At 63.7% G+C, this 20,851-nt stretch carries 18 protein-coding genes; 12 read left to right on the forward strand and 6 right to left on the reverse strand.

What is annotated here, in order from left to right:
• Window positions 1–15 precede the first annotated feature (15 nt).
• From AC1RRE_RS19580 to AC1RRE_RS19615, 8 genes are read left to right on the forward strand one after another with little or no spacing between them, the layout of a single operon-like run.
• Complete coding sequence (locus AC1RRE_RS19580; RefSeq protein ID WP_492983649.1) at window positions 16–729, forward strand: DUF1028 domain-containing protein; 714 nt, start codon at window positions 16–18, stop codon at window positions 727–729.
• Window positions 729–1,697 carry an ABC transporter ATP-binding protein gene (locus AC1RRE_RS19585; RefSeq protein ID WP_492983651.1) on the forward strand — a complete coding sequence of 323 codons (969 nt, stop codon included), beginning with the start codon at window positions 729–731 and terminating at the stop codon, window positions 1,695–1,697. The genes AC1RRE_RS19580 and AC1RRE_RS19585 overlap by 1 nt, the downstream gene beginning before the upstream one ends.
• Entirely contained in the window at window positions 1,694–2,767 is a 1,074-nt protein-coding gene (locus tag AC1RRE_RS19590; RefSeq protein ID WP_492983653.1) for an ABC transporter ATP-binding protein, read from the forward strand. Before AC1RRE_RS19585 ends, AC1RRE_RS19590 begins: the two co-directional genes overlap by 4 nt.
• A gap of 16 nt (window positions 2,768–2,783) precedes the next feature.
• Entirely contained in the window at window positions 2,784–4,295 is a 1,512-nt protein-coding gene (locus tag AC1RRE_RS19595; protein ID WP_492983655.1) for an ABC transporter substrate-binding protein, read from the forward strand.
• A gap of 60 nt (window positions 4,296–4,355) precedes the next feature.
• On the forward strand, window positions 4,356–5,297 hold the full coding sequence (locus AC1RRE_RS19600) for an ABC transporter permease (protein ID WP_492983657.1): 942 nt from the start codon (window positions 4,356–4,358) through the stop codon (window positions 5,295–5,297).
• Window positions 5,294–6,184: an ABC transporter permease gene (locus AC1RRE_RS19605; RefSeq protein ID WP_492983659.1), complete on the forward strand. Its 891-nt coding sequence runs from the start codon at window positions 5,294–5,296 to the stop codon at window positions 6,182–6,184. The genes AC1RRE_RS19600 and AC1RRE_RS19605 overlap by 4 nt, the downstream gene beginning before the upstream one ends.
• A gap of 60 nt (window positions 6,185–6,244) precedes the next feature.
• Window positions 6,245–6,766, forward strand: coding sequence for a cupin domain-containing protein (locus AC1RRE_RS19610; protein ID WP_492983661.1), 522 nt, complete (start codon window positions 6,245–6,247; stop codon window positions 6,764–6,766).
• Between the two features lie 8 nt (window positions 6,767–6,774).
• Entirely contained in the window at window positions 6,775–7,686 is a 912-nt protein-coding gene (locus AC1RRE_RS19615; protein ID WP_492983663.1) for a DMT family transporter, read from the forward strand.
• Here AC1RRE_RS19615 and recJ read toward each other — a convergent pair whose 3' ends face one another.
• The 5 genes from recJ to AC1RRE_RS19640 form a co-directional block, all read right to left on the reverse strand.
• Complete coding sequence (recJ, locus tag AC1RRE_RS19620; RefSeq protein ID WP_492983665.1) at window positions 7,687–9,483, reverse strand: single-stranded-DNA-specific exonuclease RecJ; 1,797 nt, start codon at window positions 9,481–9,483, stop codon at window positions 7,687–7,689.
• Between the two features lie 2 nt (window positions 9,484–9,485).
• Window positions 9,486–10,436: a class II fructose-bisphosphatase gene (gene glpX / locus AC1RRE_RS19625; RefSeq protein WP_492983797.1), complete on the reverse strand. Its 951-nt coding sequence runs from the start codon at window positions 10,434–10,436 to the stop codon at window positions 9,486–9,488.
• Window positions 10,437–10,529: 93 nt separating this feature from the next.
• Window positions 10,530–11,849, reverse strand: coding sequence for a homoserine dehydrogenase (locus AC1RRE_RS19630; RefSeq protein WP_492983667.1), 1,320 nt, complete (start codon window positions 11,847–11,849; stop codon window positions 10,530–10,532).
• The gene (locus tag AC1RRE_RS19635) at window positions 11,842–13,056 is read right to left on the reverse strand and encodes an LL-diaminopimelate aminotransferase (RefSeq protein ID WP_492983669.1); all 1,215 of its coding nucleotides are present in this window, start codon (window positions 13,054–13,056) and stop codon (window positions 11,842–11,844) included. The genes AC1RRE_RS19630 and AC1RRE_RS19635 overlap by 8 nt, the downstream gene beginning before the upstream one ends.
• A 113-nt stretch (window positions 13,057–13,169) precedes the next feature.
• The gene (locus tag AC1RRE_RS19640; RefSeq protein WP_492983671.1) at window positions 13,170–14,168 is read right to left on the reverse strand and encodes an OmpA family protein; all 999 of its coding nucleotides are present in this window, start codon (window positions 14,166–14,168) and stop codon (window positions 13,170–13,172) included.
• Window positions 14,169–14,347: 179 nt separating this feature from the next.
• Between AC1RRE_RS19640 and AC1RRE_RS19645 the strand changes: the two genes are divergently transcribed.
• Together AC1RRE_RS19645 and AC1RRE_RS19650 are read left to right on the forward strand one after the other, a co-directional pair.
• On the forward strand, window positions 14,348–16,213 hold the full coding sequence (locus AC1RRE_RS19645) for a PHA/PHB synthase family protein (protein WP_492983673.1): 1,866 nt from the start codon (window positions 14,348–14,350) through the stop codon (window positions 16,211–16,213).
• Window positions 16,214–16,223: 10 nt separating this feature from the next.
• Complete coding sequence (locus tag AC1RRE_RS19650) at window positions 16,224–16,865, forward strand: muconolactone Delta-isomerase family protein (RefSeq protein WP_492983675.1); 642 nt, start codon at window positions 16,224–16,226, stop codon at window positions 16,863–16,865.
• Between the two features lie 14 nt (window positions 16,866–16,879).
• On the opposite strand, the gene AC1RRE_RS19655 is transcribed toward AC1RRE_RS19650, so the two are convergent.
• Window positions 16,880–17,185: a hypothetical protein gene (locus tag AC1RRE_RS19655; RefSeq protein ID WP_492983677.1), complete on the reverse strand. Its 306-nt coding sequence runs from the start codon at window positions 17,183–17,185 to the stop codon at window positions 16,880–16,882.
• Between the two features lie 256 nt (window positions 17,186–17,441).
• Here AC1RRE_RS19655 and AC1RRE_RS19660 point away from each other — a divergent pair, with 256 nt between their 5' ends.
• Window positions 17,442–17,945: a PAS domain-containing protein gene (locus AC1RRE_RS19660; protein ID WP_492983679.1), complete on the forward strand. Its 504-nt coding sequence runs from the start codon at window positions 17,442–17,444 to the stop codon at window positions 17,943–17,945.
• A gap of 140 nt (window positions 17,946–18,085) precedes the next feature.
• Complete coding sequence (gene topA, locus AC1RRE_RS19665; RefSeq protein ID WP_492983681.1) at window positions 18,086–20,851, forward strand: type I DNA topoisomerase; 2,766 nt, start codon at window positions 18,086–18,088, stop codon at window positions 20,849–20,851.

A 20,851-nucleotide genomic window follows, 5' to 3' on the forward strand; every position in this document is an offset into this window, starting at 1 on the left:
CGGAGTTCGCTGATCATGACATGGTCGATTGTCGCCCGCGATCCGGCGACCGGCGCCTATGGCGTTGCCGTGACGACAAAGTTCTTTGCCGTCGGTGCACTCTGCCCGCATGCGAAAAGCGGTCATGGCGCATTGGCGACACAGGCGCTGATCAACCCCACCTACGGTTCGCGCGGCCTGGCGATGCTGGAAAACGGCATGGCCGCCTCCGATGTGGTGAACTGGCTGGTTTTTTCCGATGAGGGTGCAGCGGCGCGGCAGCTTCATGTGGTCGACCGCGAAGGCCGCACGGCGGCTCATACCGGCGATGCCTGCATCGGCTGGTGCGGCCACAAGACCGGCGACGGTTTCTCGGTCGCCGGCAACATGCTGGCCGGTGAAGCCGTGGTGGCCACCACCTATGAAAGCTTTGCCGCCAGCACAAAGCCCTTCGCCGAGCGCTTTCTCGATGCGCTGGATGCCGGTCAGGCCCAGGGCGGCGACAAGCGCGGCAAGCAGTCAGCCGCGCTGCTGATCCATACCAGCGAGGATTATCCGACGCTCAGTCTGCGCGTCGACGACCATGCCGAGCCGCTGGCTGAACTGCGTCGCCTCTACGGTGTGTCACAGGGACGTTATGCCGCTTTTCTCAAGTTTTACGCTACGACGAGGAACCCCAGTGGAATCTGGGACCGCAGCGTGATCGAGGCGGAAGTGCAGAAACATGAAGCCATGATGGGGACGCGCTGATGGCGCTGCTCGAAGTTGATGACCTGCGTACCTTCTTTGCCAGCGACGGCGGCGAGTTCCGCGCCGTGGACGGCGTATCCTTCACGGTCGACAGCGGCAAGACCCTGGGGATCGTCGGCGAAAGCGGTTGTGGCAAGTCTGTCACCTCGCTGACCGTAATGGGCCTGTTGCCCAGCCGTGGCGCCCGCATTGCCAGTGGCAGCATCCGCTTTGCCGGACAGGACCTGAGCACCATTGCCAAGGACGAGATGCGCGATCTGCGCGGCAATCGCCTGGCGATGATCTTCCAGGAGCCCATGACCTCGCTGAACCCCGCCTTCACCATCGGCGACCAGATCATGGAAGGCCTGATCCGGCACAAGGACATGAGCAAGGCACAGGCGCGCGAGGCCGCCATCGCCATGCTGCGCAAGGTGAACATTCCCGCGCCGGAAAAGCGCGTGGACGATTATCCGCACCAGCTGTCGGGCGGCATGCGCCAGCGCGCCATGATCGCCATGGCGCTCGCCTGCGGACCCGAACTGCTGATCGCCGATGAGCCAACCACGGCACTGGATGTGACCGTGCAGGCGCAGATTCTGGACCTGCTGCGCGAATTGCAACGCGACCTGGGCACGGCCATCATGCTGATCAGCCACGACATGGGCGTGATCGCCGAGATGGCCGACCATGTCGCTGTCATGTATGCCGGCCGCATCGTCGAGCAGGCCCCGGTCGAACAACTGTTCGCCACGCCGCAGCATCCCTACACCATTGGCCTGCTGGGCTCGATCCCGCGCCTGGACCAGACCAAGGACCGCCTCGCCGCCATTGAAGGCAGCGTGCCAGATCCGATGAATCCGCCCGATGGCTGCCGCTTCAATCCGCGCTGCCCGTTTGGCGATGCGGATTGCCGCGCCGCCATACCGGAGCTGCGCGAGATCGCGCCGGGCCATGCGGTCGCCTGCATCAAGGCACCCCTGCTATGAGCAACCTTCTCGAAGTTTCCGGCCTGACCAAGCATTTCACGGCGCGCACCAACTGGTTCGGCCGTCCGGTCAGCCATGTCAGCGCCGTCGACGATGTGGATTTCAGCCTGAAGGCCGGCGAGACACTCAGCCTGGTGGGCGAAAGTGGCTGCGGCAAGTCGACCACCGGCCGGCTGGTGCTGCGCCTGATCGATCCCACCGCGGGCACCATCAAGTTCGATGGCCGCGACATCACCACGCTGCAGGGCACTGCATTGCGCGATCTGCGCCGCGACATGCAGCTCGTCTTCCAGGATCCTTACGCCTCGCTCAATCCGCGCATGACGGTGGGCGATATCCTGAGCGAGCCGCTGATGCTGCACGGCCTGGTACCGCCCGGTAAGCGCAAGGCACGCGTGGAAGAACTGCTGAGCCTGGTCGGCCTGCGACCAGCGCATGCCCGGCGCTATCCGCATGAATTTTCCGGCGGCCAGCGTCAGCGCGTCGGCATCGCCCGTGCCCTGGCTGTCGAACCTCACCTGATCGTCGCCGACGAGGCCGTTTCGGCGCTTGATGTCTCGGTGCAGGCGCAGGTGCTGAACCTCATGAAGGACCTGCAGGCGCGCCTGGGGATCGCCATGGTCTTCATCGCGCATGATCTGGCCGTGGTGCGTCATATCGCCCAGCGCATCGCCGTGATGTATCTGGGCCGGATCGTCGAGGTCGCCACCACGACCGAACTCTTCACCAATCCGCGCCATCCCTATACGCGCGCGCTGCTCTCGGCCATTCCGGTGCCGCAGCCCAATGCCGTGCGTCAGCGCGTGATCCTGACCGGCGATGTGCCAAGCCCGATCGATCCGCCGGCCGGCTGCCGGTTCCATACCCGCTGCCCCTTCGCCGTCGACTTGTGCCGCAGCAAGGTGCCTGTGATGGAAGATATCGGCGGCCACACGGTTGCCTGCCACCGCTGGCGCGAGCTGCCGGTCGCGGCACCATTGCCGGTGGAAAGCGTTTCGTCCGGCGCCGAACGGCTGGCGCGGCTGCAGGCCCGCTTTGTCAATGCCCATTCATCTGTTTCCGACCAATAACAAGGAGAGGCTGAAAATGTTGAACAAGACCACCTGGGCGGCGCTGGCCGCAGTCCTGCTTCTAGGCACGGCGACCGCCGCGTCTGCGCAGACGCTGAAATTCGGCCTGGCCGAAGACCCGGATGCGCTGGACCCGACCCTGGCCCGCACCTTCGTCAGCCGCGTCGTCTTCTCGGCGCTCTGCGACAAGCTGGTCGACATCGATCCGGACCTGAAGGTCATTCCGCAGCTGGCCACCGAGTGGAAGTGGTCGGACGACAACAAGGCGCTGACCATGAAGCTGCGCCCGAACGTCACCTTCCATGACGGTGAGAAGTTCGACGCCGAAGCGGTGAAGTACAACATCGACCGCCACAAGACCCTGCAGGGTTCGCAGCGCCGTGGCGAGCTCTCGGCTGTTACCTCCGTCGATGTGATCGATCCGCTGACCGTGCGCCTCAACACCCAGGCGCCCTTCGCGCCGCTGCTGGCCACGCTGACCGACCGCGCCGGCATGATGATCTCGCCCAAGGCCGGCAAGGAGCTTGGCGACAAGTTCGCCACCACGCCGGTCTGCGCCGGTCCGTTCAAGTTCGTCGAGCGCATCGCCCAGGATCGCATCGTCGTCGAGAAATATGCCGGCTACTGGAACAAGGACAATGTGCACCTGTCGCGCATCGAGTTCCGCCCCTTCATCGATGCCACTGTCCGCCTCGCCAATCTGAAGTCAGGCCAGCTTGACATCCTGGAGCGTCTGGCCGGTACCGATGCCAAGGAAGTGCAGAAGGACAAGCGCCTGAAGTTCGGCTCGATCACCGAGATCGGCTATTACGGCATCACCATCAACATCGGAAAGAGCGACAAGGCGAAGTCGCCGATCGGCTCCAGTGAGAAAATCCGTGAAGCCTTCGAGCTTTCGCTGGACCGCAACGGCATCTCGCAGGTGGTGTTCGATGGCCTGGCCACGCCGGGCAACCAGTGGGTTCCGCCGAGCAACGCCAACTATGTGAAGTCCGTTCCGATTCCGAAGCGTGATGTGGCCAAGGCCAAGCAGCTGCTGAAGGAAGCCGGTAATACCAATCCGGTGGTCAATCTGGTGACGCCGACCACCACCGATGCCCGTAACATCGCACAGGTGGTACAGGCGATGGCCAAGGAGGCCGGCATCGACGTTCGCATCCAGGCAACGGAGTTTGCGACCTCGCTGAACATGGCCGACAAGGGTGATTTCGAGGCCTACATCCTGGCCTGGAGCGGTCGTCCCGATCCGGACGGCAACCTGTACAGTTTCCACGGCTGCAAGCAGCCCCTGAACTATTCGGGTCTGTGCAATCCGGCGCTGGACGAAATCCTCAATGACAGCCGCCTGACCACCGACATCGCCCAGCGTCGCGTGGCCTGGGAAAAGGCAGCCAAGATCGTCAATGCCGAACGCCCCATCATCTACATGCTGCATCGCAAGTGGCTCTGGGCCTATTCCCCGAAGCTGACCGGCTTCAAGGAATATCCGGACGGCCTGATCCGCTTCGTCGGCATGAAGAACAGCTAAGCCTGCCGGGGCCGCAGAGATCTGTGGCCCCGCCCCTCTCTTTACGTTCGTGACCAGACAATGACCCGCTTCCTGTTCCGGCGCATCGCCATCCTGCTTCCGACACTGCTGTTCGTGTCGATCATCATCTTCGGGCTGCAGCAACTGCTGCCCGGCGATCCGGCCATTGCCATGGCCGGCGAGGAGCGCGATCCGCAGGCCATCGCGGAAGTCCGGGCCAAGTACAACCTCGACAAGCCCCTGCCGGTGCAATACTGGCTGTGGATCAGCGGCGTGCTGCAGGGCGACTTCGGTGAATCGATCCGCATCCAGCTGCCGGTCTCGCAGTTGCTGGTCGAGAAGCTGCCGGTCACCATCCAACTTGCCGTGATGGCCATGCTGGTGGCGCTGGCCATTGGCCTGCCGATGGGTGTGATCTCGGCGCTGCATAACGGGCGCTGGCCCGATTACCTCGCCAATGTCATTGGACTATGGGGATTGTCGACACCGAATTTCTGGCTCGGCATCATGATGATCCTGTTGTTCTCGGTCGAACTCGGCTGGCTGCCGGCCTCGGGCTACATCAGCCCGCGCGAAGACCTGCTGGGCAATCTTGAATCGATGATCATGCCGGCCTTTGTGCTGGGCAACGCCATCTCCGCCGTGATGATGCGCCATACCCGCAGCGCCATGCTGCAGGTGCTGTCGAGCGACTATATCCGGACCGCCCGCGCGAAGGGCCTGTTCGAGCGTGTGGTGATCGCCAAGCACGGCTTCCGCAATGCTGCCGTGCCTGTGATCACGCTGGGTGCGCTGGAATTCGGCCAGCTGCTGTCGGGCGCGGTGCTGACCGAGCAGATTTTCTCCATCCCGGGTTTCGGCAAGCTGATCGTTGATGCCGTGTTCAACCGCGACTACGCGGTCGTCCAAGGCGTCGTACTCTGTACCGCCACGGCCTATATCGTACTGAACCTGCTCGCTGACATTGCCTATTTCCTGGTGAACCCGAGGCTGCGCGCATGAGCGATGCCGTGATGTCAGCCCCCGTTATCAAGAAACCCGTCGTGGAACAGAGCCCGGCGCAGCGCGCCTTCCGTCGTCTGCTCAAGCGCAAGGGCGCCGTGGTCGGCCTGGTCGTCGTCGTGCTGTTCCTGCTGGCCGCCATCTTCGCACCGCTGATCGTGCCCTATGATCCCATCGAGGCCAACTGGGGCGCGGTTCGCGGTGCGCCATCATGGGCCAACTGGTTCGGCGGCGACGAACTCGGCCGCGACGTGCTCAGCCGCGTCATCTTCGGCGCCCGCGCCTCGCTGCTGGCCGGCGTGCTGTCAGTTGCCATTGCGCTCGGCCTCGGTATTCCGATCGGGCTGTTGTCCGGTTACGCCGGTGGCATCGTGGATGGTGTCCTGATGCGCATCACCGATGCCATGCTGGCCGTGCCCTTCCTGATCCTGGCGATTGCGCTGGCCGCCTTCCTCGGCCCCAGCCTAACCAATGCGATGATCGCCATCGGTATCTCGGCCACGCCGATCTTCGTGCGCCTGACGCGTGCGCAGGTGCAGGCGGTGCGCGTGGAGGATTACATCGAGGCGGCGCGTGCCGTGGGCAACTCGTCGCTGCGCATTGCCTTCCGCCATATCCTGCCCAACATCCTGCCGGCACTGATGGTGCAGGCGACGTTGACGATTGCCTCGGCCATCATCGCCGAGGCCAGCCTCTCCTTCCTCGGCCTAGGCCAGCAGCCGCCAGCACCCAGCTGGGGCAGCATGCTGAACTCGGCCAAGGATTTCCTGACCCAGGCGCCGTGGATGGCAATCTATCCCGGCATCTCGATCTTCATCATCGTGCTGTCCTTCAACCTGCTGGGCGACGGCCTGCGCGACGCGCTTGATCCCCGCCACCGGGAGTGAAGCTCTTGCCCTGAACGGCCGGCGTGCCTACCATTCGCCTATAGCGAGTGGAGGAGGCCCATGGGTCACGATCACGATCATTCTCACAGTGGGCATTCTCACAGCGGGCACGATACCGACTGGAAGCATGATGGCGTACGGGTGATCCGGGGCGACCAGCTCGACCCGACCACGGCAGGACAGACGACGGGTATGAATCGCGCCACCGCGATCAACAACGCCCGCGTCGGCGCCCAGAAGATCTGGGCCGGCACCGTACATATCCATGCCAATGCCAAGACCGGCGCACATCACCATGGCGATCTGGAAAGCGTGATCTACGTGGTCAAGGGCAAAGCCCGCATGCGCTGGGGCAACAATCTGGAATTCACCGCAGAGGCTGGCCCGGGCGACTTCATCTTCGTGCCGCCCTTCGTGCCGCATCAGGAAATCAACGCCAGCACCGATGAGGTGCTGGAATGCGTACTGGTACGGTCCGGCCAGGAGCCGGTGGTGGTCAATCTGGACATCGAGCCGGCCGAAAAGCCCGAGAACGTGCCCTGGGTTGATCCCATCCACGCCCATCCGGACGCCAAACGCTGATTCCCGACATGTCGCATTTCGACCGGTTGTTAGGCACCGGCAACCGCCGCGGTATCATTTCCTTTTCACTGGCCGTCTTCCTCTTCGTCATCAACGAAGTGCTGTGCAAACTGGTTTTTGGTGATGTCCCGGCCAGCCAGATTCTCGCCATCCGTGGCCTGATCGCCACCACGATCATCCTAGGCGTGATCATGGCCACCGAGGCCAGACGCCGCATCGGCCGGATGTTCGATCGTCAGGTGGTGCTGCGCAGCGGTGTCGACCTGGTCAGCAGCTATCTCTACATGATTGCACTGTTTCACACGCCGATCAGCAACGTGATGGCGATTCACATGTCCTCGCCCCTGATGATGACGGCAGCGGTCGCCGTACTGCTGCGCGAGCCGGTGGGCTGGCGGCGCTGGGCCGCGGTGGTGGCCGGCTTTCTTGGCGTGCTGCTGGTGGTGCAGCCAAGTGCTGCGAACTTCAACGCCTATTCAATTCTTGGCGTCGGTGCGGCCATCTTCATTGTCGCGCGCGACCTGATGACCCGGCGCATTGCGGCCGAAATCCCCTCCTCGATCATCATTCTTACCAATGTCGGCCTACTGACCGTCGTGGCGCTCGGCCTGACCCTGGCCGAAGGTTGGGTGGCGATGAGCTGGCGCGGTCTCGGTTTCCTGGCGCTGGCCGCCTGCTGCATCGCACTTGGCTATCAGCTCGCCGTCGATGCCTTCCGGCATGCCGAAGTCGCGGTGATCGTGCCGCTGCGCTATACCGGCCTGCCGCTCGCCCTGCTAGTCGGTTATCTGGTCTGGGGCGATGTGCCGAACGAACTGGCCGCAGTTGGCATCGCCCTGATCGTGGCCAGCGGCCTGTATATCCTGCACCGCGAGCGGGTGCGGGGCATCACTCCACCGGCAGCCGAACCGCCGCCCTGATCAACTCGGCAGCGCGGCGTCTTCCAGCAGGAACTGCACGCGCTTTTCGCCGCGCCAGTGATTGGGCCGTAGATGGCCGCCCACATGCAGCGCTGCGCCGGTCTGGCGCGCCTGCAGTAACGCGGCGCCGAGTTCATTATCAATGGATCGGAACGCCATGGCATTGAGGCGCGGACCACTGCCGTCGCCGGTGGTGATCAAGCAGCGCACATGTTTCTCTGCCACCACATCCGCCTGCACCACGCGCACGCCGGTCAGCGCAAAGCGCGGCTCCGAATTGCCTGAGCCATAGGGGCCGAGCTGTTCCAGCTTGTCGCAGAGTTCAGCATTGCAGCCACCGATGGCCAGCGCACCATCGAAACCGAGCGAGGATGACGCGCCAGCCTTTGTTACAGCGGCGGCAAGGCGCTCGTTGAGGAAGGCCTTCAGCTCGTTCAGCTTGGCAGCCTCTACCGTCAGGCCCGCCGCCATGGCATGGCCGCCGCCATTCATCAGCAGCCCGGCCTGCCCGGCCGCGACCACCGCCGCGCCAAGATCGACGCCGGGGATCGAACGGCCCGAGCCCTTGCCGATGCCGTTTTCATCCAGCGCGATGACAAAGCTCGGCCGCCCGGCCTTTTCGCGCACGCGCGCCGCCACGATGCCGATCACGCCCGGATGCCAGCCCTGCCGCGCCACCAGCGCCAGTGCTGCCGTCTCGGGTACATGTTCGAGTTCCTGCATGGCCTCATGCAGCACGCCGGCCTCGATCTCCTGTCGCTCGCGATTGTAGCGGTCGAGTTCGCCAGCCATCTGCTGCGCCAGCCGCGCATCGTCGGTCGAAAGCAGCCTTGTTCCCAGATCAGCCTGGCCGACGCGTCCGCCGGCATTGACGCGCGGCCCCAGCAGGAAGCCGAGATGATAGGCACCCGGCGGCTCGCTGACACCGGCCACATCGGCCAGTGCCGCCAGTCCGACATTGCCGCGCGACCGCAAGATTTTCAGACCCTGCGTCACCAGCGCACGATTGAGGCCGGTCAGCGGCACGACGTCGCAGACGGTGCCCAGCGCAACCAGATCGAGCCAGGCCATCAGATCAGGTTGCGGGTTGTCGCTGGTATAATAACCGCGCTCGCGCAGGCGACGGTTGACGCCGACAATCAGCAGGAAGGTGACGCCCACGGCGGCGAGCTGGCCGAAGCCCGGCGTCTCGTCCAGACGGTTGGGATTGACCACCGCGACAGCCCTGGGCAGTTCCGGCTCGGCCAGATGATGATCGGCGACGATGACGTCCAGTCCAACACTGGCAGCGTCTTCGAGAGGCGCGAAGGCCAGCGTGCCGCAATCAACGGTCACTACCACCTTCACGCCATCCTGCGCCAGCCGGCGCAAAGCAGGCGCATTTGGACCGTAACCTTCCTTCAGGCGATCCGGGATGTAGACACGCAGCTCGCGCCCGATGGCGCGGAAAAAACGATTCAGCAGTGCTGTCGAAGTCGCACCGTCAACGTCGTAATCGCCGAAGACGGCAACCTTCTCGCCTTGGACGATGGCATCAGCCAGCCGGTCGGTGGCGACATCCATGTCGCGAAAACGCGAAGGATCGGGCAGCATACGCCGCAGTGACGGATTGAGATGGTCTTCCAGGTCCTCAATGGCGATACCACGCCCGGCCAACACACGGCCGAGGATTTCCGGCAAGCCGGCCTGCTGCGCCAGTGCCATGGCCAGACGGTCATCGGTATTGCGCAGACGCCAGCGCTGCCCCTTTACGGAACTCGTGACGCCCAGGAAAGCCGGCACGGTATCGACCAGCATGGTCAAGTGACGCTGGGAGTACGGATCACCGCCTCGATGCGGCGGATGGTGCCGGTCTGCGAGCGCATGACCAGCGAATTGACCCGGAAGCCGCCGCGCACGCGCTTCACGCCCTGCAGCATGGTGCCGTCGGTGACGCCAGTGGCCGAGAAGATGACATCGCCCGAAGCCATGTCGGTCAGGCTGTATTTGCGGTCCAGCTTCTCGATCCCCAGACGCCGCGCGCGGCTGCGCTCATCCTCGTTGCGGAAGATCAGGCGCGCCTGCATCTGGCCGCCGATGCAGCGCAGCGCCGCAGCCGCCAGCACGCCTTCCGGCGCGCCGCCCGAGCCCATGTAGATATCGATGCCGGTGGCAGGATCGGTGGTGGCGATAATGCCGGCCACGTCACCATCGGAGATCAACGACACACGCGCACCGGTATCGCGCACCTGCTGGATCAGGTCCATATGCCGCGGGCGATCAAGAATACAGACCGTCAGTTCCGACACCGCCACGCCCCGGGCATTGGCCAGTCGCTTGAGGTTTTCCGCCGGTGGCAGGTCAAGGTCGACGACATTGTCTGGCAGGTCGGCGCCGACTGCGATCTTGTCCATATAGACGTCGGGCGCATTGAGGAAGCAGCCGGCATTGGCGAAGGCGATGACGCAGAGGGCATTGCCGCCACCCTTGGCGGTCGCCGAGGTGCCTTCCAGTGGATCCAGCGCGATATCGATCCGCGCACCTTTGCCGCGGCCGACCTTCTCGCCGATATAGAGCATCGGCGTGGAATCGCGTTCACCCTCGCCAATCACGATGGTGCCGTCAATATCGAGATCATTCAGCGCCGTGCGCATGGCGTCGACGGCGGCCTGGTCGGCCGCCATCTCGTCGCCAAGACCGGTCAGCCGCGCCGCCGCGATGGCGGCGGCTTCGGTGACGCGTACGACTTCAAGCGTGAGGTTGCGTTCCACCGAAATCGTCACGGCGGGACTTTCCACTGCCTTCTCCGGCTTGGCTTTCTTAACGCTGGCTGTCTTGGTCGCGGCCATGGCGGCCCCCGTCTGTCAGAGCGGTTCGATACGGATCAGCGCCGGCGCCTGCAGCACCGAACGTAACTTGCCGATCTTCTTCATCGCGCGGGTCATATCGGCCTCGCGCGCCTCATGGCTGATCAGCATGACGGCAACCGGCTGGTTCTCGGCTTCCGAGCGGCCACGCTGCACTAGGCTTTCAATGGAGATCTTCTCGTCGCGCAGCACGGCCGACACATCAGCCAGCACGCCGGGCTGGTCGCGCACGATCAGGCGGATGTAGTAGCGCCCGACATGCTCGGACATCGCGGCCGCCTTCAGCGGCTGCAGGCTGGCCGCCGGCACACCGAATGCCGGCGCATAGCGGCCAGCCGCCATATCGGCAAGATCGGCCACCACGGCCGAAGCCGTCGGGTTGCTGCCGGCGCCACGGCCTTCAAACATCACGCGACCGACGTAGTCGCCTTCGGCGGCGACGGCGTTGAACACGCCGTCCACATGGGCAATCGGCGTGTTGGCCGGCACCATGCAGGGATGCACACGCTGCTCGACGCCCTTGGGCGTGCGGCGGGCAATCGCCAGCAGCTTGATGCGGTAGCCGAATTCCTTGGCAAAGGCGATATCGACTGCCGAGACGTTGCGGATGCCTTCCACATGAACGGCCTTGAAATCGACCTTGGTGTTGAAAGCCAGCGAGGTCAACACTGCCAGCTTATGCGCGGCATCGACGCCGTCGATATCGAAGCTCGGATCGGCTTCGGCATAACCAAGCTGCTGCGCTTCCTTGAGCACGTCGCGGAAATCGCGGCCGGTCTCGCGCATTTCGGTCAGGATGTAGTTGCAGGTGCCGTTCAGAATACCGGTGATGCCCTGCACGCGATTGCCGATCAGGCCCTCGCGCAGTGCCTTCAGGATCGGAATGCCGCCGGCGACCGCCGCCTCGAAGCCCAGCGGGGCGGCCTTCTGCTCGGCCAGGGCGGCGATCTTCGCGCCATGCATGGCCAGCATCGCCTTGTTGGCAGTGACCACGCCCTTGCCCGCTTTGAGCGCGGCCTCGACCAGATTGCGCGCCACGCCATCGGCGCCGCCGATCAACTCAACCACGACCTCGACCTCGGGGTCGGCCACCAGATCGATGGCCTTGGCATGCCAGCGCCAGTTGCCCTTCGGGATGTCGCGCTTCTTGCGCTTGTCGCGCGAGGACACGGCGGCGACCTTGATCGACCGCCCGGTACGCGCGGCCAATGCATCGGCATGCTGATGCAGCAGGCGCAACACGCCCTGCCCCACCACACCCAGACCGGCTACGCCGACTCTCAGCGGCGCCGGGGCCGTCTTGTACGCCTTAACCATTCACGGCCGCCTTCTCGTCCGGGAGATTGGACGGCGACGCCAGCAGCTTCTTGATGTTCTTCACGGCCTGCCGCGTGCGATGCTCGTTCTCGACGAAGGCCAGACGCACGAAGTTGTCGCCGTATTCGCCGAATCCGATGCCCGGCGCGACCGCCACTTCGGCCTCGCGCAGCAGCAGCTTGGAGAACTCGACCGAGCCCATATGCGCATAGCGCTCCGGGATCGGCGCCCAGCAGAACATCGACGCACCCGGCATCGGAATATCCCAGCCGGCAGCGTTCAACCCCTTCACCAGCACATCGCGGCGCGACTGGTAGGTCTGGCGGATTTCCTGCACGCAGTCCTGCGGGCCGTTCAGCGCCGCGGTGGCGGCTACCTGGATCGGCGTGAAGGCGCCGTAATCGAGATACGACTTCACGCGCGCGAGCGCGCCGACCAGCGTGGAATTGCCGGCGCCGAAACCGATACGCCAGCCCGGCATGTTGTAGGTCTTGCTGAGCGAGGTGAACTCAATCGCAACATCGCGCGCACCCTTCACCTGCAGGATCGAGGGCGGCGGATTGCCGTCGAAATAGATTTCCGAATAAGCCAGGTCGGAAATCACCCACATGTTGCGCTTCTTGGCGAAGTCGACGATGGCCTCGTAGAAAGCCAGATCGACCGTCATCGCCGTGGGATTGGCCGGGAAGCTGACGATCAGCGCGATCGGCGCCGGCACGCTGTGACGATAGGCGCGATCCAGACCGGCGAAGAAATCGAAGCCCGGGCCGATCGGCACGCTACGCACATTGGCGCCGGCGATGACGAAGCCGAAGGCATGCATCGGATAGCTGGGATTGGGCACCAGCACCGTGTCGCCCGGCGCCGAGATCGCCATGGCCAGATTGGCCAGACCTTCCTTGGAACCGAGCGTGACAATGGCTTCCTTTTCCGCATCCAGCGTCACGCCGAAACGGCGGCCATAGTAATTTGCCAGCGCCTTGCGCAGGCCGGGCACGCCGCGGCTGGACGAATAACGATGCGCGCGCGGATTGGTGGCAGCCTCCACCAGCTTGGCCACGATATGCGGCGGCGTGGCGTTGTCGGGGTTGCCCATGCCGAAGTCGATGATGTCCTCACCGCGAGCTCGTGCGGCAGCCTTCATACGGTTCACTTCCTCGAACACGTAGGGCGGCAGGCGCTTGATGCGGTAGAACTCGGTATCCATGGTCTTCGGGTCCACTGACAATACTGATTGCAGGAAGTTTACAGGGCTTCAGTTACACGAAGGCGCGGCAGCTGTTCGCCCCGCGCCCCCGCCGATCCTTAGCTGAAATCTGTTTAGTTTACGATGTAGATTTCAACCCGGCGGTTTTGATCGGTAGCTCGTGCTGCCGTCTCGTAATAAGCCGGTGCAGTCGACGCGGTCTGGCTGTCGAGCCGGATCTGCGCGGCCGGAATGCCGCGACGGCGCAGTTCGGACGCGACCTGTTCGGCGCGGCGCTGCGCGACGACACCCTGATTGGCCGGCGCATAGCTGACCACGCGCAGCGTACCCTTGCCGCCCACGCCCTTGGCGTATTCGGCCACCTTGTTGACCAGCGCCTTGTCGTCGCTGCCAAGCGAGGTCTCGTTGCCGTTGAAACGCACGATGGCCAGAAGCTGCGACGAGCCGGGCAGCGGCACCGATGCATAGGACGCACCACCACTGCCCTGCTGCAGGCCGGTCGGCAGGGTCGTCGCCGAGGACTGCGCCAGATACTGGGAGTAAGTGTCATTCGTATTGGCCGGACGTGCGGCCTGCATGGCCTGCGGCTGCTGCGCCATCTGCTGAGGAGGCGGCTGCAGCGTCTGCTGGCCGTTCCCCGGCTGCACGGCGCCGCGCGGCTGGGCCGACGGTGCGGCAGCCGGAAGCTGGGTCACCGGTGCGCGGGGCGCGGGCGGCGGCGTGGTGGTATCGGCCGGACGCGCGCGCAGTTCCTCGTCGGTATAGCGGGAATTGCTGCGGTCGGCGGCCAGATTGTCGAGCGCCTGGCGGCGTTCGCCGGTGGATGTGGTCTCGACCGGACGAGCCGGCACACGGGCCAGATTGGGGAAACGGTCGCTGTTCGGGGCATTGCCCGACGTGGCGCTGGCCGCGGTCGGCGGGGCATCGTCGTCATCGCCGCCAAACAGCTGCGTCGGGTCCGCCCAGGTGCCGCAGGCGCTGAGGCCCAGCATGGTGGCCAGCAATGCCGCAGCCGTAGCGCCGCGCAGACTGAGAGCAAAATGGCCCCGGTCGCGCAGACCCTGCATGCCCCGCGTCGCTATGCCGGCGGAAGCCGTGCCGATCCCAGCCATATGTTCCTACCCCTTAAAGCCCAAAAAAACGCCCGGGTCACCCCGGGATCACCCTGGTCGGCCTGACAGCCTTGCAGGGGGATTCCCTATCCCTTAACCTCAATCCGTGCCGAGAAAATCCGGCCAAGAGCCGGAATCGTACAGGCGAGGAAACGGGCCCCGAGAATAAGGACTGTCGGATGGCGAAGCAACCGGACAGTGGCAGACCGGACAGCAACTTAAAGCCTGACAGTGATATTCCGCTGCCGGACCCGGCTGTCTGGGCCCAGACCTGGGCCCGGGTGGCCGAGCAGAGCCAGAAGCTGCTGGCCGATTATACCGCCCGGCAGCAGGCCGAGGCGGCCCAGAATCCCCAGGGCAGGCCCCCTGCCCCCGCCAATCCCGACCCGCTGAACCTAGCCGGGGCCTATATGGAGATCGCCCAGAAGCTGATGGCCGATCCGGCCAAGCTGGCCGAGGCGCAGATGAAGCTGTGGCAGGACTACGCTGCGCTCTGGGCCAATGCCACCGACCGCTTCCTGGGCAAGGAAACCGCCCCGATGGTGCTGCCCGACAAGGGCGACAAGCGGTTCAAGGACCCCGCCTGGCAGGATGGCGCCGTCTTCGACTACCTGAAGCAGTCCTACCTACTGACCGCACGCTGGGTGCAGAAGACTGTCACCGATGTGGACGGCGTCGATCCCAAGGTCGCCCGCAAGGTCGACTTCTATACCCGCCAGTTCGTTGATGCGCTGTCACCGTCGAATTTCGCACTGACCAATCCCGAAGTCCTGCGCGCCACCATGGACAGCAAGGGCGAGAATCTGGTCAAGGGGCTGGAAAACCTGCTGGAGGACATCGACCGCGGCCACGGCAAGCTCAACATCAAGATGGTGGACTCCAAGGCCTTCACCGTGGGCGAGAATATCGCCGTCACGCCGGGCAAGGTGGTCTACCAGAACGACCTGATGCAGCTGATCCAGTACGAGCCGACGACCAAGGAGGTCTACAAGCGACCGCTTTATATCGTGCCCCCCTGGATCAACAAATTCTACATCCTCGACCTGAAGCCGCAGAATTCCTTCATCAAGTGGATGACGGAAAAGGGCTACACCGTTTTCGTGGTGTCCTGGAACCAGCCCGACGAGACGCTGGTCGACAAGACCTTCGAGAGCTACATGCGCGAAGGCATCCTTGACGGCCTCGATGCCGTGAAGAGGGCCACCGGCGAGGATGAGGTCACCGCCATCGGCTACTGCATCGGCGGCACGCTGATGGCCTCGGCGCTGGCCTGGATGGCCGCGAAGAACGACGATCGCATCAAGGCCGTCACCTTCTTCGCCGCCCAGGTCGACTTCTCAGAAGCCGGCGAACTCAGCGTTTTCACTGACGAAGATACGGTGAAATACCTGGAAAGCCTGATGTCGGAAAAAGGCTATCTCGATGGTGGCGAGATGGCGACCAGCTTCAACATGCTGCGCGCCAATGACCTGATCTGGTCGTTTGTCATCAACAATTACCTGCTGGGCAAAGAGCCCTTCCCCTTCGACCTGCTATACTGGAATTCCGACTGCACGCGCATGCCGGCCAAGATGCACGGCTTCTACTTGCGCAACATGTACCAGCAGAATCTGCTGTCGCAGCCTGGCAAGCTGGAACTGGCCGGCGAAAGACTCGATCTGCGCAAGATCAAGATTCCCGTCTATATCCAGGCCAGCAAGGACGACCATATCGCGCCCTACAAGTCGGTCTACAAGGCGACGCAGCTTTATGGCGGTCCGGTGCGCTTCATGATGGCCGGCTCGGGCCATATCGCCGGCGTGATCAATCACCCGGATGCCAAGAAGTACCAGCATTGGCTGAACGACACGAAAACCAATCCCCCCAATGTGGAGGACTGGATCAAGGATGCGAAGGAATATCCCGGCTCCTGGTGGAGCGACTGGGACAAGTGGCTGTCTGCCAAGTCCGGGCCGAAGGTGCCGGCGCGCAAGCCGGGCGACGGCAAACTCAAGGTAGTCGAGCCCGCACCGGGCTCGTTCGTGAAAAAGCGTATTGTAGGCTGAGGATTTTCAGATGCTGTTCATGATCGATGTGAAGTTCAATTTCACCAGCCTGGGCGATAAGGCACAGCAGCTCGTGCGTGCCGAGTGGGATGAAGAAGAGCGGCTGCTGGCCAAGGGCCAGTTCGTCGGCATCTGGCGTAAGGCCAACGGCATGGGCACGATGTTCATCATCGACGTGCCGACCAACGAGGCCGCCGGCAACCAGGTCCGCGCGATGCCGCTCTACCCCTTCTTCACCGACGTGACCGTCACGCCGCTGATCGGCCATCCGAACTTCCCCCAATTCGCGCGCGGCGCGTCGGCGCATGAAAAGCCCGACAGCAACCCCAAGCCGGACAGCAACCTGTATCTAGTGGATGTACGCATCGAATATCTGCGCGCCGGCGACAAGTTCCAGGAACTAGTGCAGGCGGAATGGCGCAAGTCGGAAGAGATGCTGGCCAAGCGTCAGCTCGTCGGCGTCTGGCGCCGCGCCAACGCGCTGGGCACCATGGTGTTGTGGAACCTGCCCGATGCCGATACCGTGGCGGCCACGCTGCGCGGCATGCCGCTCTATCCGTGCTTCACCAAGGTGGATGTAATCCCGCTGGCGATGCATCCGAACTTCCCGCAATTCGCCCGCCCGGCCGAGACGCACGAGAAGCCGGCGTAAGCGCAGATCGCCGATCAGCCGCCGCCAAAGCATTCCTTGCCGATCTGCGCACTGGCCTCGACGCCGAGCGCCTGCTGGTTGCCATTGACCTTGCCATCCATGGCCAGCGCCTTCACCTGCATGGACACGGCATTCAGGATGCCGGGCTGACCGGACTGGCATAGCTTTGCATTGTCGGGGTGCGCCTGTTTGGTGGCAGCGACCACATTCGCGACTTCGGCCGGATCTTCGGCGGCACGAACGCCCAGCGCCACCAGGATCAGCAGGAGCGCGGCGGCCGGCGCCGCAATCGGCACAGTCATCTTGGCTGGCATTTTCATGGCTGATCCCTTCACACGCATACGGCCCGGACAGCCGCCTGACAGGTATCGAGTTATAGCAAGGCCTTCCTGTGTCGTTGCGGGCGCAGAGGGGGTATTTCGCAGCCCTTTTGGGGTATGCGATTTCATTGAAAAGCCAGGTCTGGGCCGCTGCCGCCGGCTGACATTCTCTGCCACTTGCGGTATGCTGTGTCGAAACATACCGGATGTTGGGTTGACATCCGGTTCGGCACGACCGGGGGTAGCAGACAATTTAATGGGACGGATGCTGGAAGGCGCACCGCAACTGACGCTGGAAACGCTCCAGGCGCTGTATGCCTATTGGGCCGGCAAGCGCGATGGCCGCCCCATGCCCGACCGTGCCGATATCGACCCCATCGAGATGAAGCCCTGGCTGGGCAACCTGATGCTGGTCGAACGCAAGGACGACGGTGACTACTTATATCGTCTCTACGGCTCCACCTTTGTGAACCAGTTCAAGGTCGACATGACCGGCAAACGGGTCAACGAGCTGCCGGCCCAGCAGGCCGAACTGCTGCGCACCGAATATGACGCTGTGGTACACAGCCGGATGCCGATGTCACGGCGCTATACCGCCACCTTTGATTACACCTCCCGCGACAAGCGCTCGCAGTGGCAGGTGGAGCGTAGCTGGGAGCGCCTGGCCCTGCCCCTGACCGCCGGATCCGACGAGGTCCGGATGCTGCTGGTCGCCGCCTTCCCGATCGAGCCTTCGGCGGAAGACCGCTACACCCAATAATCTGCGGAAAACAGACATTTTATATGGCTGCTTACCCCCCTGGATTTGACAAGGGGGATTCCATCGCCCATGTTCCCCGGGCCGCGACGGGTCCCCGTTCGCCCCCATTTTTTTGATTTTTTGTTGGAAAACCGCGCCTTATGAAAGTCGTAGTTGTCGAGAGCCCGGCGAAGGCCAAGACCATCGAGAAGTACCTCGGTCCCGGCCATACGGTCCTGGCCTCCTTCGGCCATGTCCGCGATCTGCCGGCCAAGGACGGTTCGGTCGAGCCGGACAAAGACTTCGCCATGCACTACGAAATGTCGGGCCGCGGATCGGAATCAATCCGTGCCATCGCCGGTGCGCTGAAAGACGCCGACACCCTGATCCTGGCGACTGACCCGGATCGCGAGGGAGAGGCGATTTCCTGGCATGTGCTGGAAGCGCTCAACAACCGCAAGGTCGTAAAGAGCAAGACCGTGCGGCGCGTGGTCTTCAACGAGATCACCAAGTCCGCCGTGCTGGAGGCGATGGCCAATCCGCGCGACATTGATATGGACCTGGTCAATGCCCAGCAGGCGCGCCGCGCGCTGGATTACCTGGTCGGCTTCACCCTCTCGCCCGTGTTGTGGCGCAAGCTGCCCTCGGCCAAGTCGGCCGGCCGCGTGCAGTCGGTGGCGCTGCGCCTGATCTGCGAGCGCGAGACCGAGATCGAAGCCTTCCGTGCTCGCGAATACTGGACCATCGGCGCCGATTTCGGCACCAAGTCGAGCCAGACGGTCAACGCACGCCTGATCGAGCTGGGTGGCAAGAAGCTCGACAAGTTCGACATCAATAATGAAACTGCCGCCACCAGCGCCGTCGCCAAGCTGACCGGCCTGAGCTATTCGGTCGCCGACGTCTCGATCAAGCCGGCCAAGCGCAATCCGGCACCGCCCTTCACCACCTCGACCCTGCAGCAGGAAGCGGCCCGCAAGCTCGGCTTCTCGGCGCAGATGACCATGCAGATCGCCCAGCGTTTGTATGAAGGCGTGACTATCGGCGGCGAGACTACCGGTCTCATCTCTTATATGCGTACCGACGGCGTCAGCATGGCCGACGAAGCCATCCGCGCCGCCCGCGACGTAATCGCCGAGGATTTCGGCCGCGAGGCCGTGCCGGAAAGCTGGCGCGTTTACAAGACCAAGCAGAAGAACGCGCAGGAGGCCCACGAGGCGATCCGCCCCACAGATTTCCGTCGTCGCCCCAAGGCGGTCGCACGCTACCTCGATGAAGTGCAGCTCAAGCTGTATGAACTGATCTGGGTGCGTGCGCTGGCCAGCCAGATGGAATCCGCCGAACTGGAACGCACCACGGTGGATATCACCGATGCGAAGAAGACCGGCGTGTTCCGCGTCACCGGTACCGTCGTGCTGTCGCCCGGCTTCCTCAAGCTCTACGAGGAAGGCGTCGACGACAAGACGGGCGACGATGAAGAAGGCGCACGCCTGCCGAAGATGGCCGTCGGCGAAGCGCTGAAGGAAAACGGCATCAAGCCGGAACAGCATTTCACCGAACCGCCGCCGCGCTATTCGGAAGCCAGCCTCGTGCGCAAGCTGGAAGAGCTCGGCATCGGCCGGCCGTCGACTTACGCCGCCATTCTGGAAGTGCTGAAGGCGCGCTCCTACGTGAAGCTGGAAACCAAGCGCTTCTCGCCGGAAGACGCCGGCTGGCTCGCCTATGCCTTCCTGGTCTGCTTCTTCGAACAGTATTTCGCCTACGATTTCACCGCCGGCCTTGAAGAGAAGCTGGACGAGATCGCCGAGCACAAGCTCGAATGGAAGAAAGTGCTGGAAGATTTCTGGCAGGACTTCAGCCTGCATGACGCCAAGGAAAACCCAATCCCCTTCTCGGTGAAGGATGCGGTGACCCGCATCGACGAGAAGATGGGCCGTCGCGGCGAAGTGCTGGATGCCATCAATGCGCTGCTGGAAAACCATTTCTTCCCGCCGCGCGAAGACGGCAAAAGCGCCCGCCTCTGCCCCGCCTGCAACAAGGGCCAGCTGGCAATCAAGGCCGGCCGCACCGGCGCCTTCATCGGCTGCTCGGACTATCCGGAATGCAGCTACACCCGGCCCTTGAGCGCCGGCGGCAACGGTCATGGCGACATCGCCATCTCCGGCCCGCAGGAAATCGGCGCCGATCCGGCCACCGGCCAGATGATCACCCTGCGCCAGGGTCCCTTCGGTCCCTACGTGCAGCTGGGTGAAGCGGAAGGCGAAGGCAAGGCGAAGACCAAGCCCAAGCGTGCCTCGCTGCCCAAGGGCGTGACCATCGAAGACGTCACGCTGGAAATGGCGCTGAAACTGCTGGCGCTGCCGCGCATCGTCGGCATGCATCCGGTCACAGCTAAGGAAATCCTCGCAGGCCTGGGCCGCTTTGGCCCCTACCTGCTGCATGACGGTGCCTATACCAAACTGAAGGACGCCATGGAGGCGCTCGAGATCGGCATCAACCATGCCGTCGAGAAGATCGCCGAGGCCGATGCGCGTCGCAAAGGCCCGCGCCAGCGCGCCGAGCTGAAGGTGCTGCGCGACGTGGGCAAGCATCCTGATGACGACGCACCGATCCAGGTGATCGATGGCCGCTATGGCCCCTATCTGAAGCATGGCGCCACCAACGCCCCGATCCCGCGCGGCACCGAAGTCGATGCGATGACCATGGACATGGCCCTCCTGGCGATTGCCAGCCGCGCCAAGAAGGGTGGCAAGGGCAAGAAGAAAGCCGCTGCACCCAAGGCGAAGAAGGCTGCCGCTCCGAAGGCGGCAAAGGCCGCCAAGGCTGACAAGCCCGAGGCCAAGCCCAAGGCAGCCGCCAAGAAGGCTACCGGGGCCAAGAAGGCCGCACCGAAGAAGAAAGCTGCGGCCAAGAAAGCCGTAGCAGCGTAA

Source organism: Ferrovibrio sp. GW821-FHT12D07 (assembly GCF_058807275.1).

What these genes read in the sequence shown, in the direction of transcription:
- AC1RRE_RS19580 (WP_492983649.1), top strand. Translation starts at nt 16, where the DNA reads ATGACATGGTCGATTGTCGCCCGCGATCCGGCGACCGGCGCCTATGGC.
- AC1RRE_RS19585 (WP_492983651.1), top strand. Translation starts at nt 729, where the DNA reads ATGGCGCTGCTCGAAGTTGATGACCTGCGTACCTTCTTTGCCAGCGAC.
- AC1RRE_RS19590 (WP_492983653.1), top strand. Translation starts at nt 1,694, where the DNA reads ATGAGCAACCTTCTCGAAGTTTCCGGCCTGACCAAGCATTTCACGGCG.
- AC1RRE_RS19595 (WP_492983655.1), top strand. Translation starts at nt 2,784, where the DNA reads ATGTTGAACAAGACCACCTGGGCGGCGCTGGCCGCAGTCCTGCTTCTA.
- AC1RRE_RS19600 (WP_492983657.1), top strand. Translation starts at nt 4,356, where the DNA reads ATGACCCGCTTCCTGTTCCGGCGCATCGCCATCCTGCTTCCGACACTG.
- AC1RRE_RS19605 (WP_492983659.1), top strand. Translation starts at nt 5,294, where the DNA reads ATGAGCGATGCCGTGATGTCAGCCCCCGTTATCAAGAAACCCGTCGTG.
- AC1RRE_RS19610 (WP_492983661.1), top strand. Translation starts at nt 6,245, where the DNA reads ATGGGTCACGATCACGATCATTCTCACAGTGGGCATTCTCACAGCGGG.
- AC1RRE_RS19615 (WP_492983663.1), top strand. Translation starts at nt 6,775, where the DNA reads ATGTCGCATTTCGACCGGTTGTTAGGCACCGGCAACCGCCGCGGTATC.
- recJ (WP_492983665.1), bottom strand. Translation starts at nt 9,483, where the DNA reads ATGCTGGTCGATACCGTGCCGGCTTTCCTGGGCGTCACGAGTTCCGTA.
- AC1RRE_RS19630 (WP_492983667.1), bottom strand. Translation starts at nt 11,849, where the DNA reads ATGGTTAAGGCGTACAAGACGGCCCCGGCGCCGCTGAGAGTCGGCGTA.
- AC1RRE_RS19635 (WP_492983669.1), bottom strand. Translation starts at nt 13,056, where the DNA reads ATGGATACCGAGTTCTACCGCATCAAGCGCCTGCCGCCCTACGTGTTC.
- AC1RRE_RS19640 (WP_492983671.1), bottom strand. Translation starts at nt 14,168, where the DNA reads ATGGCTGGGATCGGCACGGCTTCCGCCGGCATAGCGACGCGGGGCATG.
- AC1RRE_RS19645 (WP_492983673.1), top strand. Translation starts at nt 14,348, where the DNA reads ATGGCGAAGCAACCGGACAGTGGCAGACCGGACAGCAACTTAAAGCCT.
- AC1RRE_RS19650 (WP_492983675.1), top strand. Translation starts at nt 16,224, where the DNA reads ATGCTGTTCATGATCGATGTGAAGTTCAATTTCACCAGCCTGGGCGAT.
- AC1RRE_RS19655 (WP_492983677.1), bottom strand. Translation starts at nt 17,185, where the DNA reads ATGAAAATGCCAGCCAAGATGACTGTGCCGATTGCGGCGCCGGCCGCC.
- AC1RRE_RS19660 (WP_492983679.1), top strand. Translation starts at nt 17,442, where the DNA reads ATGGGACGGATGCTGGAAGGCGCACCGCAACTGACGCTGGAAACGCTC.
- topA (WP_492983681.1), top strand. Translation starts at nt 18,086, where the DNA reads ATGAAAGTCGTAGTTGTCGAGAGCCCGGCGAAGGCCAAGACCATCGAG.